The 13,238-nt window shown below is 58.9% G+C and carries 10 protein-coding genes and 8 pseudogenes; 13 read left to right on the top strand and 5 right to left on the bottom strand.

The genetic code is table 11. The annotated features are described in order from the left end of the window. The first annotated feature begins 76 nt into the window (after positions 1 to 76). The 4 genes and pseudogenes from BN1800_RS37515 to BN1800_RS37505 all read left to right on the top strand — a co-directional run bounded on the left by BN1800_RS37515 (position 77) and on the right by BN1800_RS37505 (position 2,356). Positions 77 to 439: a tyrosine-type recombinase/integrase gene (locus tag BN1800_RS37515; RefSeq protein ID WP_425299105.1), complete on the top strand. Its 363-nt coding sequence runs from the start codon at positions 77 to 79 to the stop codon at positions 437 to 439. Then, positions 372 to 929: pseudogene (locus tag BN1800_RS43165) on the top strand (hypothetical protein); the annotation flags it as partial. The gene BN1800_RS37515 and the pseudogene BN1800_RS43165, both read left to right, overlap by 68 nt. Positions 930 to 1,020: 91 nt before the next feature. Beyond that, a complete protein-coding gene (locus BN1800_RS43160) occupies positions 1,021 to 1,347 on the top strand; it encodes a site-specific integrase (protein WP_244564789.1) in 327 nt (108 codons plus the stop codon). A 331-nt stretch (positions 1,348 to 1,678) separates the two neighbouring features. Further along, the gene (locus BN1800_RS37505) at positions 1,679 to 2,356 is read left to right on the top strand and encodes a tyrosine-type recombinase/integrase (RefSeq protein WP_425299103.1); all 678 of its coding nucleotides are present in this window, start codon (positions 1,679 to 1,681) and stop codon (positions 2,354 to 2,356) included. Between the two features lie 421 nt (positions 2,357 to 2,777). Here BN1800_RS37505 and BN1800_RS37500 read toward each other — a convergent pair. Beyond that, positions 2,778 to 3,972 (bottom strand): annotated as a pseudogene (locus BN1800_RS37500) (IS91 family transposase). 9 nt (positions 3,973 to 3,981) lie between these two features. Continuing rightward, positions 3,982 to 4,857 (bottom strand): annotated as a pseudogene (locus BN1800_RS37495) (tyrosine-type recombinase/integrase). Positions 4,858 to 5,566: 709 nt separating this feature from the next. Here BN1800_RS37495 and BN1800_RS40975 point away from each other — a divergent pair. Together BN1800_RS40975 and BN1800_RS40970 are read left to right on the top strand one after the other, a co-directional pair. Then, a complete protein-coding gene (locus BN1800_RS40975) occupies positions 5,567 to 6,436 on the top strand; it encodes a hypothetical protein (protein ID WP_027513844.1) in 870 nt (289 codons plus the stop codon). 35 nt (positions 6,437 to 6,471) lie between these two features. Further along, a pseudogene (locus BN1800_RS40970) lies at positions 6,472 to 6,618 on the top strand (transposase); the annotation flags it as partial. A gap of 365 nt (positions 6,619 to 6,983) precedes the next feature. On the opposite strand, the gene BN1800_RS37475 reads toward BN1800_RS40970, so the two are convergent. Then, positions 6,984 to 7,442 carry a GntR family transcriptional regulator gene (locus BN1800_RS37475; RefSeq protein WP_280173998.1) on the bottom strand — a complete coding sequence of 153 codons (459 nt, stop codon included), beginning with the start codon at positions 7,440 to 7,442 and terminating at the stop codon, positions 6,984 to 6,986. Between the two features lie 370 nt (positions 7,443 to 7,812). On the opposite strand from BN1800_RS37475, the pseudogene tnpA reads away from it, so the two are divergent. From tnpA to BN1800_RS44305, 6 genes and pseudogenes are all read left to right on the top strand, one after another. Then, positions 7,813 to 8,191: pseudogene (gene tnpA / locus BN1800_RS37470) on the top strand (IS66-like element accessory protein TnpA). Next, positions 8,188 to 8,589, top strand: a complete 402-nt coding sequence (gene tnpB, locus BN1800_RS37465) for an IS66 family insertion sequence element accessory protein TnpB (protein ID WP_425299102.1) — start codon at positions 8,188 to 8,190, stop codon at positions 8,587 to 8,589. The pseudogene tnpA and the gene tnpB overlap by 4 nt, the downstream one beginning before the upstream one ends. Next, positions 8,586 to 8,990 (top strand): IS66 family transposase, encoded by a 405-nt coding sequence (locus BN1800_RS44320; RefSeq protein WP_425299101.1) that lies wholly within the window; start codon positions 8,586 to 8,588, stop codon positions 8,988 to 8,990. Before tnpB ends, BN1800_RS44320 begins: the two co-directional genes overlap by 4 nt. Before the next feature lie 4 nt (positions 8,991 to 8,994). After that, positions 8,995 to 9,063: pseudogene (locus tag BN1800_RS44315) on the top strand (hypothetical protein); the annotation flags it as partial. Between the two features lie 176 nt (positions 9,064 to 9,239). Continuing rightward, a pseudogene (gene tnpC, locus BN1800_RS44310) lies at positions 9,240 to 10,116 on the top strand (IS66 family transposase); the annotation flags it as partial. After that, a complete protein-coding gene (locus tag BN1800_RS44305; RefSeq protein WP_425299104.1) occupies positions 10,099 to 10,263 on the top strand; it encodes a transposase domain-containing protein in 165 nt (54 codons plus the stop codon). The pseudogene tnpC and the gene BN1800_RS44305, both read left to right, overlap by 18 nt. Here BN1800_RS44305 and BN1800_RS37455 read toward each other — a convergent pair. Then, a complete protein-coding gene (locus BN1800_RS37455; RefSeq protein WP_014330863.1) occupies positions 10,244 to 10,477 on the bottom strand; it encodes a DUF6429 family protein in 234 nt (77 codons plus the stop codon). The two genes, BN1800_RS44305 and BN1800_RS37455, sit on opposite strands and share 20 nt — an antisense overlap. A gap of 1,123 nt (positions 10,478 to 11,600) precedes the next feature. Then, a pseudogene (locus BN1800_RS37440) lies at positions 11,601 to 12,697 on the bottom strand (chloride channel protein); the annotation flags it as partial. 283 nt (positions 12,698 to 12,980) lie between these two features. On the opposite strand from BN1800_RS37440, the gene BN1800_RS41840 reads away from it, so the two are divergent. Next, a complete protein-coding gene (locus BN1800_RS41840; protein ID WP_156915388.1) occupies positions 12,981 to 13,127 on the top strand; it encodes a hypothetical protein in 147 nt (48 codons plus the stop codon). The last annotated feature ends 111 nt before the right edge of the window (positions 13,128 to 13,238 follow it).

Below are 13,238 nucleotides of genomic sequence, written 5' to 3'. Positions count from 1 at the left end.
GATCCCGCGAGACTGTCCGGGATCTAGTGAAACGACTGTCCGGGATTTACCGGAATCGCTGTCCCGTTAATCCGAAATCCGCACCCAGGACGTCGGTGAAGCGATTATCGACTATCTACGCGAGGCCCGTCCGCCCGCCGCCTGCGAGCAGATCTTCCTGCGGGCTGTCGCGCCGCATCGGCCGTTGGCGAGCGCGACTGTCTCTAGCATCGTCAAGCTTGCGCTTGTAAGGGCGGGTATCGACAACGCTCCCTCCCGAGGCGCCAATCTCCTGCGGCACTCCGCGGCGACCAGCATGCTTCGGGCCGGCGCCACGCTGGATATGATCGGGACCGTGCTTCGCCATCGATCGGTCGACACGACTGCCCACTATGCGAAAGTGGACATCGACATGCTGCTCCAGATCGCCCAGCCTTGGCCGGGGAGTGCGTCATGCTGAGCCAGGATCTCTCGCGATATGTGGAACTCCACGCACGGTCGGCTTCAAGTTCCGCGTCCAGCACACACTTTTGAGGAGCTTCGTCACCTTCGCCGAGAGGCATGGCGATCGGCACATTGAAGTCACTCGTCTACTTGAATGGGCGACGCTTGCGCCATCCCCACAGCAGCGCCGCAACCGGCTGGTGACGGTCCGCCGCTTTGCGTTGGTGCTAGCAGCCGAGGACCGGCGCCATCAGATTCCTTCCGCCGAAGCCCTGGGGCGCAACCTGCTCAAGCGGCGGATCCCGCACATCTATACCCGGGATGAGATCACCGCGTTGTTGCAGGCGGCCGCACAATTGAAGCCGTCAAACACGATCCGGCCGCTGATGTACGAGACCCTGTTCGGATTGCTGGCAGCCACCGGAATGAGCATTTCCGAAGCCCTCGCGCTTCGATTTGAGGACGTGACCGCCGATGGGCTGGTTATCCGACAAACCAAGTTCCAGAAGAGCCGCTTGCTGCCGCTCCACGACACGACGCGGGACGCCCTTGGACAAGTATTTGTTGGCGCGTCGTCGGCTCGTAACCTTGAACAGCATGCTGTTCGTTTCCGCTACGGGCACGCCGCCGGCCTACAATACCGTGATTGCTGTCTTCCTCCGCCTCGCACGATCGCTCGGTGTGCGGGGAGAGCCCGGGCAAACCGGCCCCCGCATTCACGATCTGCGGCACACATTCGCCGTGCGCTCCCTCGAGCAATGCCACCACGATCACCATGCCGTTGGCCGCCATATCGTCGCCCTCAGCACCTACCTCGGCCATGCCCACGTCACTGACACCTACTGGTATCTGCAGGCAACGCCGATCCTATTGAGGCAGATCGCAGCGGCTGGCGAGGCCTTGCATCAAGGAGCCGTCACATGACCGCGCTGGCTCCGCATCTCACCACCTTTCTACGAGAACACCTGCCGCAAGAGCGGCGGGCAAGCCCACACACCTGCGAGGCTTACGCCTACAGCTTCCAACTGCTGCTGCGCTTCGCCGCTAACCGGTTGAGGACCACCCCGTCCCGCATCGAGATCGAGCAACTCGATCCGCCGCTCCTCCCCGCGTTTTGGAGCACATTGAGAGGGAGCGCGGCAACTCGGCGCGCACCCGCAACGCCCGTCTTGCTGCCATCAAAGCCTTCTTCCGCTTCCTCGAGTATCGGCTCCCTTCCTGTCTGGATCAGGCGCGCCGGGTTCGGGCGATCCCGATGAAGAAGGTCGACGAGGCGCTCGTCAGCCATCTCAGCCGCGACGAGATGCAGGCTTTGCTTGATGCACCGAACCCGCGTCAGGTATCCGGCATTCGCGATCGAGCGATGCTGCATCTGGCCTTCGCTGCAGGGCTGCGCGTCTCCGAGCTCGTCAGCATCCGCCTCGACCAGATTGACCGCCAGACGGTCACCAGCATCCACGTCATGGGTAAGGGACGCCGCGAACGCGTGTTGCCCTTGTGGAAAGAGACCACGGCGGCGTTGAAGTCCTGGCTGGCAGTCCGCCCGGCGAGTGGCGACGCCGAACTCTTCCTCAATGCCGTGGGACGCGCGATGCCCCGGGCCGGATTCGAATATATCCTGGCCAAGCACGCCGCTACCGCGGCGCAGAAGCTCCCATCTCTCGCCGATAAACGCATTACCCCACATGTTTTGCGCCATACCTGCGCCATGCACACCCTGAAAGCGACCCGCCATGTGCGCAAGGTGTCACTCTGGCTCGGTCACGCCAGCCTGCAAAGCACGGAAATCTATCTGCGGGCCGATCCAACCGAAAAACTGGAGGCTCTTGCCGCGATGGCGCCGCCGTCGCTCAAGCCGGGTCGCTTTGCTGCTCCCGACAAGCTGCTCGCGATGCTGAAGTCCATCGGACGATCGACAAATTATGTCGAGTAATCCCACTCTCAAACACCGCAGGCGGCAAGCAATTGCCGCGGCGGACTCCACATAACTGCACGCTTTACAGCAGAGCGTTTTTAGCGTGGCGTCGCGGGTATCGATGTTGACGAGCGCGCCGAGGTCGATGGCGACGGTGCGCTAAAAACGTGTTGGGCTAAGCCGCGGGCGCGACTGGGGTTCTATGGGTATTGAATGGTGCCCATCCAAGGAAAGGGCATCGCAAGACGGTGTTGACGCAGCAGCTACGGGGGGCGCAGGGCCGAAAGCAGCGCGGGTTCCGGTTTCGAAAGAGGTGACGATTGACTCCGTGACCTGCCGGAAGGCGCTGGTGGGCGCGACCACGCACACTTTCGCGGGACCGGCCGGGTTTGCCAGTCGAGCGGGGCGATGCGGCGACGATGAAAGCAGTGTGGTTCTTTCATGACGTATCCCAGTATTGCAAGGGTCCGCTGACGCCGTCGAAGATTTCGATGATGATCATGTGCCCTTGAAGACAGGCCGGGCATTGCCTGAGGGAACGCCCGGTGAGCTCCTCGTAGCGGTCGCGATAGTCCTTCGGAGCTCGGCGGTCCGATGGCTCGGGAACAGGCATGCCGAGCAGGTCGCGGCAATGGGCAAGCTTTTGTGCGCGGTAGCGATTGCCGAGGAAGCCGTAATAACGGATCCGATGGAAGCCTTCGGGCAGGACGTGCAGCAGAAAGCGTCGGATGAACTCATCTGCCGACACGGTCATGACCTTTTGCCGATCGCCGTGCCGGTAATCCTTCCAGCGGAAACGCACCGCGCCATCCTCGATATCGACGAGGCGGTTGTTGGAGATGGCGACGCGGTGCGTATAACGGCCGACGTAATCGAGCACCTGTTCGGGCCCGGCGAAGGGCGGCTTGGCAAAAACGACCCAGTCGGCCTTTCGCAGCGGCGCCAGATAGCGCCGGAAGGTGTTGCGTTCGCTCAGCGCTCGCAAGTCGGAGAAGAACTGCAGCTTGCCAGCGTCGAAGGCCTTCTCCAAGTGCTCCAGGAACAATCGTCGGAATAGGCGTGAGAGCACGCGGACCGGCAGGAAGAAGCCCGGCTTGCAGGCGATCCATCGCGTGCCGTCCGGCGAAAACCCGCCACCCGGGACGACGCAGTGCAGATGGGGGTGGTGCAGCAAATTTTGCCCCCGGTGTGCAGCACGGCGAAGAAACCGATCTCGGCGCCGAGATGCTTGGGGTCGGCGGCGATGGTGCGCAGCGTCTCGGCGGTGGCGTGGAAGAGCAGGCCGTAGACGAGCGCCTTGTTCTGATAGGCGATGGCGGCAATGGGCTCCGGCAGCGTGAAGACGACGTGAAAGTACTGTGTGTCGAGAAGCTCGGCGCGGCGATCCTCCAGCCATTGCGCACGGGCCAGCGATTGGCAGCGGGGACAATGCCTGTCGCGGCAGCTGTTGAAGGCGATGCGCCTGTGGCCGCATTGATCGCAGCCTTCGACATGCCCCGCGAGCGCGGCGGTGCGGCACACTCGATCGCCGTCATGACGCGGCGCTGAGCAGTCCACAGCGATGTGTGCTGGGCACGATAGGCCTCGCCGTAGTGACGGAATATGTCCGCCACTTCCGGCCCCGAACGGACCATATCGGGAGCTCAGAAATACTCCGGCTTGGCGGGCGGCGGCAGCGCTGGACGTGGCAAAAGCTCGAAGGGGCTCGCCGTAGCGCAGACCTTGTTGGTGGCGATCCGTAGATAATGGGCAGTGGTCGCGAGGCTGCGGTGGCCGAGCAGCAGCTGAATGGTGCGCACGTCAGCACCGGCCTCCAGGAGATGGACGGCGAAGGCGTGCCGCAAGCTGTGCGGCGTCACCGGTTTGGACAAGCGGGAGAGGTCGTGCGCTTTCGCACAAGCTTGCCCCACAGCATCCCTGGTGATCGGCTGGCCGGCGCGATCGCCGGGGAAGAGCCACTCCCTTGGCCGCCGCATCCTCCAATAATCGCGCAGGATCTCCAGGAGCTTGGGCGACAGCATCACATAACGGTCCTTCTGGCCTTTGCCCTGCTCGACACGGACGACCATTCTCTGGCTGTCGATGTCCGTGGGCTTCAGGTGAACCGCTTCCGAAATGCGTAGGGCCGGCAGCATAGCACGTGGTCAGGATGGCGTGATGTTTGAGATCGAGCACGCAGCCGAGAAAGTGCTGCACTTCATCCGCACTGAGGATGATCGGCAGCTTCTGTGGCTTCTTGGGAAGCGGGAGGACCTCTTCAGGCAGCCAGTCCCTCGCAAGCGTAACATGGAAGAGAAAGCGCAGCGCCGAAATGGCGATGTGGATCGAGCCGGGCGTCAGCTTCTTCTCGTTGGCCAGATAGACCTGATAGGTCCGAATATCTTCGCGGCCGAGCAAGTCCGGCGACTTGCCGAAGTGTCGTGCAAACAGCGACACCTGTTGCAGATACGAGAGCTGGGTATTGAGCGAAAGATGCGCACCTGCATGTCCTCGCTCATGCGCTGGCGAAGTGGGGTCATGACGAGCTCCTCTGTCCGATGGAATAGGCTGCAAACAGCCGTCTCATCCTCGCGCAGTTGGGGCTCCTACTGAATACCTGACCTCCTTGCCGCTCCGGCGTAGCGGAGCGGGTTAGTCCAATAAGCTTTATGCGGAGCTCCGCATAACCGCAAAGGCCCAGATAGCCTTCTGTCGCTGGTGCGCGATGCTGGAAGTGATTCTTTCAATGGCTCGCTCTACGTTTTCCGCGTGCTTGGTGGGATGGTTCCGGTGGAAAAAGTCCAGTTCTGCTGGCCCCGGATCAGCCATCATCGCGTCCAGCTCAATCACGCCAGCTTGGTCGAACGGAATGGACCGGAAGCGGGTTCGATTCACTCGGGCTGCGTCATGGGTATGATTAGAGCATATTTTGCTGCGCTCCGCCCATGGTTTCAGAGACCTGATTCACTTCGCCGCAGCGGTTTTACCCAACAATCTCGGGAGGCTTCCCCGGCACGGCTCATCGGCATCCCCGCCGAACTGAGCCATAACCCCGGAAAATTCCAGCTCCCGCTGACCCACATTTGGGGGTGCACTTCACAAAAACTGCTGGAGCGAACTGAAAACTGGATAAAACTTGGGGGCAACAGAAGGCTCTTCAGGACTACAAATGTAACGCTATATCGGTTTAGCAGACCAACTTTCGAAGCTAGCATAATAAAGTAGTTTAACTGACTTCGGAGTCGACCAATGGATCTCGATAGCAAACGGACACGTACAGCTGAAAGTTCATCCCTTGACGGCGAGAACGCCGTACCCACTCACCTCTCTGACCTTCCAGTAGAGCTAGTAACCAATATTGCAGAACGCCTAATAACCGCTGACCCGCGGGAAACGGCACGCAATCTTGGGCTTTTGAAAACCGTGCAGGCGCCACAGGCAGTCTGGACGGCCGATGGGCAAGAAACTGACCTCGGGAAATTTTACAGGCGGAACAACCAACTCGGACGATCAGCCAACGATCTGCACAACGCAAACTTGGCCGAAGCCGGGCACGGTTCGGATTGGGTATCGACGTATCAAACTGCAGCAAGCGGTCATATAGCTGATTTTCTACCACCTGAGACGCGTACTGCTCTCGTCAATAGAATCCTGGACCTGGATCCGATCAACCAAGCTGTCGCAATCAACTTGGTTGCGACCGACCTTGGCAAGTTCGATGGTGAAGATAAAAATCGCCTTGTCAATCGCGCCATTGAATTGCTTGAGGCTCCTAATGTCTACGGCGCCCATGAGTCCGCTCATAGTGCCATATGCAACGGGTATGGCCACTTAGATGCAGATCAAAGGGCGCGAGTTGGCTTAATTCTCGGCGCCAATCTACAGCAACAGCTGGAAGGGATTCCTCGCCCGGAGCGTGTAGCAGAGCCGGATTTGGACCGGAGGATAACGGCTATTGAGGCTTCAGTCCGTCGTCACCTAGACGCGCCGATATCGTTTGAGCTGGTGGTCGGGCACGCCTTAGGAACCACGGGGTCCATCAGCCAAGTCTCCGATCAAGCCCGAACGGACCTAGTAGCTTCCTTCAGAAGCAGAGAGCGCTCCGACGCGGGACGTTGAGCTCCATGGCTGGGTGAGGCAGAACAGTTCTTTTCCATGTGGTGCGGATCTTCCCCGATGCGCAGAGCTGTCTGCGGCTGGTGCGGGCGCTGGCTGCCGAGACGCATGAGACCTGGCTGGAGGCCATGCGCTATCTCAACATGGAGCATCTGGCCGAGCACAAGAAGGAGATGTTACGCAAGCTGGACGAACCCAAGGCCGATGACGGCGGGCCGGGCGCTTGCGTTGTTGAGGCGCCGCGCCCGTCCGCCAAAATGCCAGCGGCGATGATCCCAATTTGCAGAACACTATGGACACAACTCTGGTGTGGAGCCTGTCTGGGCGTGCGCCGACCCCGATCATATGGGAGTGATCAAAGCACGGTAGGAGAGATGGAGTTCACCTTAAGCATTCGCACAACTACGGATAAGCGCCCACTGATATGATCTACAATTTATTCAAGCTCAATAGTATGTTTGGAACTTTGTCGATTATATACCGGAACAAATCTTCTGTTAATTGGATAGCGTCGTTGTAGTTTCTTTTTTTGATCATGTTTGTTGCTTTCTCAATGAGAGTTATACTTATATTTTATAATCTCGGCATCTCCTAAATAATGATTTCGATAAATCCATATTTTGTACCACGCTCCACTTACAACATCCCGTTCTGAATCGGAAAATATTGCAGCAACCAACGAATCTTGCCAGCGTTTGTAATTCTCGACGTTGTCTCGATTGCAGCTTTCGATATCCAATTCTATTGTATTGCCATTGTCTTTCAATCGGCCAATTGCATAGATATAATGTGATCCCAACTGATCCAGATGAAACAACGCGGTCGAGCTATTAATTTTCTCTACGAAGAACCCTCGGTTGCGCTCCCACCGAAGGAGGCCGCGTTCATGGAGCCTGAGCATAGCCTCTCTTATAGGGGCAACGCTTACCATGTGTTCCTCGGATAATTGCCTGGGATGAAAGAGATGCATTGGTCGATATCTCCCTGAGACTATATCGTTCCGCAGCATTTCGTATGTTTCACCACTTCTTGCCATCGCAAGTCTCCACTTACATAATAGAGGAGCGATATAGGCTTTGTGCGGTGTGCGGAAGTCAACTCAGAAGGTGGTATTTTCAGATTATAAACGATCGATTCATAATTAAACCAAGACGATCGAGATTTTTCTTGGTTAGGTTGTATCTCCAGCGAAGTGAAATTGTTAGGGCCTCGGAACAATGAAGATGAAACAGCCGAAGCAATCCGTGGTCCGTACGCCTCCGAGGAGGGCGCCTTGCTGAGAAGTGAGGCGAACTGGATGTTCTGTCTATATAGGCGTCAATATAGACAGTGTGAGAACCGTGGTTTTAACGATAGAGAAGCGGCCGCAAGTTGGCCGTATGGAGATTGTCGATAGCGGGCGGCGTCGCCGTTTCAGCAACGAGGCCAAACTTGCGATCGTGGCGGAGAGCTATTCCGCCCCGCGTCAGGTCACGGCAACAGCACGTCGTCATCGGATCACACGCTTTCAGTTGAACGATTGGCGTAAAGCCGCTCGCGAGGGACGGCTCGGCGATGGCCGGGGGAGTGAAGGGTTTATTCCTGCACTGTTGGTCCCGGAGCCAGGCATGCCGGTTGTTGCGCCGGACCAATTCTTCGACGGCACAAAGTGGGCTTATGGAGGTTGTCAGCGCCAATGGTCGCCGTGTGATCGTGGGACGCGATGTCGACGTTGAAGCGCTGCTTCGGATCCTGCGCGGACTGGAGGCGCTGCGGTGAATCCGTTTCCGATGGGAACAGGGGTCAAGGTCTGGCTTTCGACGGGGTATACGGACATGCGCTGTGGCTTTCCCTCTCTGGCGCTTCGGGTGCAGGAGGTTCTGAAGCATGATCCGTTGTCAGGGCATCTCTTCGTCTTCAGGGGCCGCAGATCGGATATTTTGAAGATCATCTGGCATGATGATCTGAGCGCCTGCCTTTTTACCCGGCGGCTGGAGAAGGGCCGGTTTATCTGGCCGAATATGGAGGGCGGGGCGGTAGCGATCTCACCGGCGCAATTGTCTATTTGTTGTCCGGGATCGACTGGCGCAATCCGCAGGAAACCTGGCGTCCGACACGGGTCGGATAGCATTATTGCATTGAAAATATTGAGTGAACCTGATCGAATGGCTTCATGACTTCGAAGCCTGTGGATCTTCCTGCGGACCTTGCGAGCGCCAACCTGGCGCTGGTTTCCGAGCGTGAGAGGTTACAGGCTGAACGTGATGTCGTTGTTGCCGAGCGCGACATTGCGGTGGCGCGAGCCGCCAATGCGCAGGCCATGCTGTCGGACAATGAGGCCTTGATCGCCAGTCTGGAACTGGCGATCGAAAAGCTGAAGCGCGAACTGCGCGGCCGGCGATCCGAGCGCACGGCGCGCCTGATCGACCAGATGGAATTGCAGCTCGAAGAACTGGTGATGGCGGCGACGGAGGATGAAGCCGCAGCGCAGGCGGCTGCCGCCAAGACCTCGAGCGTACGTTCGTTCAACGCGCAAACGGCCGGTCCGAAAGCCGTGGCCGGAGGATATCGAGCGTAAGCGCGTGGTGATCGATCCCCCAGTCACCTGTGCATGCTGCGGCGGGTCGCGCCTGTCGAAACTGGGCGAGGACGTCACCGAGACGCTCGAGGAGGTTCCGCGCCGGTTCAAACGATCGAGACGGTGCGGGAGAAATTTACCTGCCGTGACTGCGAGGCGATCAGCCAGCCGCCGGCGCCGTTCCATGCCACGCCGCGCGGATACATCGGTCCTCATCTGCTGGCGACGATCCTCTTTGACAAGTTTGGAATGCATAGCCCGCTGAACCGCCAAAGCACCCGGTTCAAATGCGAGGGCATCGAGCTTTCGACCTCGACGCTGGCTGACCAGGTCGGGTATGGAACAGCCGCGCTCCTGCCGATCTTTGATCTGATCGAGGCGCATGTCTTCGCGGCCGAGCGCCTTTTTGGCGACGACACTACCATTCCCATTCAAGCCAAAGGCAAATGCACGACCGGGCGAATATGGACCTACGTGCGCGATGACCAGCCCTACGGCGGCGCGGCGGCGCCGGCGGCCATACTATGCTTCGAGCGACCGCCGCGGCGAGCATCCGCAGAAGCACCTGGCCGAGTATGGTGGCATTCTGCAGAGTGATTGTTACAATGGCTTCGAGCCGCTCAGTGTCGCCGAAAAGAAAGCGGTACCGATCACCTTCGCCTTTTGCCATGCGCATGCGCGGCGGAAGTTCTTTGAACTGGCCGACATCCAGAAAAGTGTCCGTGACCGCAAACGGAGAGGCAAGCCGATCTCGCCGATCGCTCTGGAGGCCGTCCAACGGTACGATGCGCTGTTTGAGATCGAACGCGAGATCAATGGATTGAGCGCCGCAGAACGGTTGGCCGCGCGGCAGGAAAAGAGCAAGCCGCTGTTCGATGACATGCACGAGTGGCTGAAACGGGAGCGCGGCACGCTCAGCAAATCGTCCGAGGTGATCGAGCCGATCGATTACATGCTGAAGCGTTGGGATGGCTTTGCCCGTTTCCTCGCAGATGGCAGGATTTGTCTCACAAACAATGCTGCCGAGCGCGCTCTGAGAGGAATTGCACTCGGCCGTCGAAACTGGACCTTCGCCGGTTCCCAGCGTGGGGCCGATCGAGCCGCCATCATGCTCTCCGTCATCACGACCTGCCGCCTCAACGACGTCGACCCAAAAGCGTGGCTCGCCGATGTGCTCGCCCGAATCGCCGATCTTCCCGTCTCCCGCCTGCACGAACTGCTGCCTTGGCAATGGAAGTCGCACAAAGGGACGGCTATTGCGGCGGTCGCGTAAACAGCTCCCGGAACAATGCTTCCGAACGCTCCAAGCCTTCATCGGTCAGGATCAATGACTTCGACTTGTTGACTGGGTCGCCGATCATGCCCTTCTTGTGAAGCCGATCCGTCGTTGCCCAGTCGAAGCCCTTCCAGGCACAACGCTCGTTATGCAGCGTCAGCCATAACAGCGCCAAAACGGCATCGTCGATCTTGTCCTCATCGATCTCCATGAACCGACGTTACCACACGCGGGGCCCAAAATCCCGCGGCCCTGCTCGGATGGATACGTTATATCGCAGGCGTGCAATTCGAGACTTTGTGATCGATGCCGACGGTAACCGATATCGATTTGTCGGCACTGCGGCACGAGACCCGTCTGGCCGCCTTGATGTAGACGTTCTCCGCCCCAGTGAGGGGATCGTAACCCCGGCCTTATTTACGCGAGAGATCGGCTAGCGAGCGGCGTCCCCTGCCCAAAAGCGGTGCGAGCTTTCACGGCTCCCAGCAAACAAGCGTGCCAAGCCTGTCAGGCCAAAGGCCGTCATCATCCTTAACCCCTATTGCCCGCGCATCTCGTTGGCGGACGAGGAGGGCGCGGTGAATTGCCGACTCCAGAGGTTCTTCATCCGGTTCGGCAAAGGCATCGCTGATCTGAAGCACACCAGTCTCCTTGTCTGCGCTCCCGCCGACGTGAATGATATGCCCCGGGTATAGATGCGCCGTGTCGTTCGTTATGAAATGAAATCTGTACATCCCTCTCCCTCTGTTTAGTTTCGTTGAGAAATAGCTCCCGCCGCAAGGCACGTGAGCGATGGTGAGACGCGCAGTGGCTGATCTCCGCCTCGCGTTAGCAAAAGCTTCAACCTGCCTCACTCGAAGCAAGCAACTGTTTCAGGTGGTCGATAGTGGCACCGGCCTGTCGCAAGGCAATGAGGTTCTGCGCCGTGTCATGAGCCCTTGGGTGTGAGTGATCGATGCATTGCATTCGACACCATCGATCGAGCAGCACACTCAAGGCGACGACATCTGCAGGATCCATTGCCGCCCTTTTCTCCCGCAACATCCCCCACATGTTGGACCTCCCCTTTTTCCAGCCGTGGAGAAGAACAAGAAAACCGGTTAGATCTCCACAGCTGTGATCGCGACCGGCCGGAGTGGTTGAACATCATCTCAATGCCGGACACTCATTTGATATCATGCTATGCTATCTTTAGCGAGAAGGACTTTCTCGTCGGCGTGCTTACAATCCGCGGTTAAAACGGCATGCGGTGTCACCGAAGTTCAGCGCCAAAAGTGAGGAAGTCAAACGCCTGCTCGCGCCTAAACCGGCCCGCCTACGATGACTGTGCGTGATCACGGGCTCTTGACCGCGCGATGGGTTCTTATCGCAGTCGCAATGAAAACGCGTGAAAGTCCATGATAGAGCGGCTCGCGAGAGCGAAGGCGTGAGCCGATTCGAGACGGCCATGATCGAAATGACCGCCTGATGGTCGCCGGTCATTTCCAGGACGATCACGAAGGCAGTCATCGGCGCCTGCACGACGCCCGAGAAATAACCCGCCATGCCGGGGATCGCGGCGAGGGCGATGCTCGTTCCGAGCAGCGAGCCGACGGTGCTGCCGAAACTGGCGCCGACGGCAAGCGATGGCGCGAAGATGCCCCTGGAATGCCCGACATCATCGACAGGAAGCTGGCGGCGAGCTTTTCGATGAAGAAGAGCAAGGGAAGCACTGTCCTTCCACCGCGCCCCTGGCCTGCTCGTAGCCGGTGCCGAAGGTGGCACCGCTGGATGCAACGCCGATGACTGCAACTGCAAGCCCGCAGATGCCCGCAAGTGCCAGCATGCACCGCAGCGGCTGGGGTTGCGCCCAACGCCGGATGCGCTGGCCGAAGTGAAGGGCAAAGCCGCTGAAGGCCGCGCCCAGCGCGCCGTCCCCAATGCCGCATACGAGGACAAGAGCCCAATCGGCGAGCTGCGTCGGCGCTGCCGATGCTGAACCAAAATAATTGCAGCTGCCGGACAGGCCGAGAGCGGCGAGACCTGATAGGATGACCGCCGTCAGTACCAGCCCGCTTGCCCGCGACTCGTATGTCCGGCTCATCTCCTCGATCGCGAAGACGAAGCAAGCGGCGTGTTGAACGCCGCCGCGATGCCCACTGTCGAGCCGGCGAGGATCAGGCCGCGGGTCTGCGCCATGCCGCCGAAGCGCGCCACCGCCAGCGTGATCGAAGCGCCGACCTGTACCGTCGGCCCTTCGCGGCCGATCGAGGCGCCGGAGAATAGTCCAAGCACTGTCAGCACGATCTTTATAAAAGTCTTGGTAATCTATCCGACGTCGCGATCGAATGAAGCCGGCTCGCGCAGCGCTGAGCGTATCTAGCCGCGGTCGCCAGAGGGAGAACGAACCCCATGAGACACGGGAACGACGAAGAAGCTTGGAGTTGCGGTAATGACTGGCATCAAGTTCCCGATACGAAAGACATTATCGATGTCGGCAACTTAACTTGAGATTCCGTCACGATTTTAGGCAGTTGAATTGAGAATGGCTGGCAGGACATTTTTCTGCATTCCAGCGATCGATCAAGGCATCTTACCTCCGACAATGCCGATTGTTTCTCAATGTTTCAATGTTATAGCGTGCCGGCGACGAGTGTGGCGTGGTTCGCACGGGGCGAGCGGCGAGGATGTGGCACCCTTGGCGCTGTTGGAACCGACCACCGAAGGAGCGTCCCATGTCACAATCTTTCGACGCGAGCAAATTCCTCGTCGCCCTTGATCAGGATAGCACAATCATTGTCGTTATCGAGATGAGTCAATCGAATTGGCTCGTCGCCGGGGTTATACCCGGCCTCGAACGCCAGCTGCGGATTTCGGATTAACGGGACAGCGATTCCGGTAAATCCCGGACAGTCGTTTCACTAGATCCCGGACAGTCTCGCGGGATCGACTTTCGTTCGCCTGGTTGATGTCATTGGTTATTGATTTCGGCG

This window comes from Rhizobium sullae, assembly GCF_900169785.1.
Lineage (GTDB): Bacteria > Pseudomonadota > Alphaproteobacteria > Rhizobiales > Rhizobiaceae > Rhizobium > Rhizobium sullae.
Note: the sequence above shows the minus strand (reverse complement) of the source record. Positions and strands in the feature narration are given on the sequence as shown.

Bases quoted from the DNA above. Each gene is read 5' to 3' on its own strand.
- BN1800_RS40975 (WP_027513844.1), top strand. From the start codon at position 5,567: ATGGATCTCGATAGCAAACGGACACGTACAGCTGAAAGTTCATCCCTT.
- BN1800_RS37505 (WP_425299103.1), top strand. From the start codon at position 1,679: ATGAAGAAGGTCGACGAGGCGCTCGTCAGCCATCTCAGCCGCGACGAG.
- BN1800_RS44305 (WP_425299104.1), top strand. From the start codon at position 10,099: ATGCTCTCCGTCATCACGACCTGCCGCCTCAACGACGTCGACCCAAAA.
- BN1800_RS41840 (WP_156915388.1), top strand. From the start codon at position 12,981: ATGTCACAATCTTTCGACGCGAGCAAATTCCTCGTCGCCCTTGATCAG.
- BN1800_RS43160 (WP_244564789.1), top strand. From the start codon at position 1,021: ATGCTGTTCGTTTCCGCTACGGGCACGCCGCCGGCCTACAATACCGTG.
- BN1800_RS37475 (WP_280173998.1), bottom strand. From the start codon at position 7,442: ATGCTGCGGAACGATATAGTCTCAGGGAGATATCGACCAATGCATCTC.
- BN1800_RS37455 (WP_014330863.1), bottom strand. From the start codon at position 10,477: ATGGAGATCGATGAGGACAAGATCGACGATGCCGTTTTGGCGCTGTTA.
- BN1800_RS44320 (WP_425299101.1), top strand. From the start codon at position 8,586: ATGACTTCGAAGCCTGTGGATCTTCCTGCGGACCTTGCGAGCGCCAAC.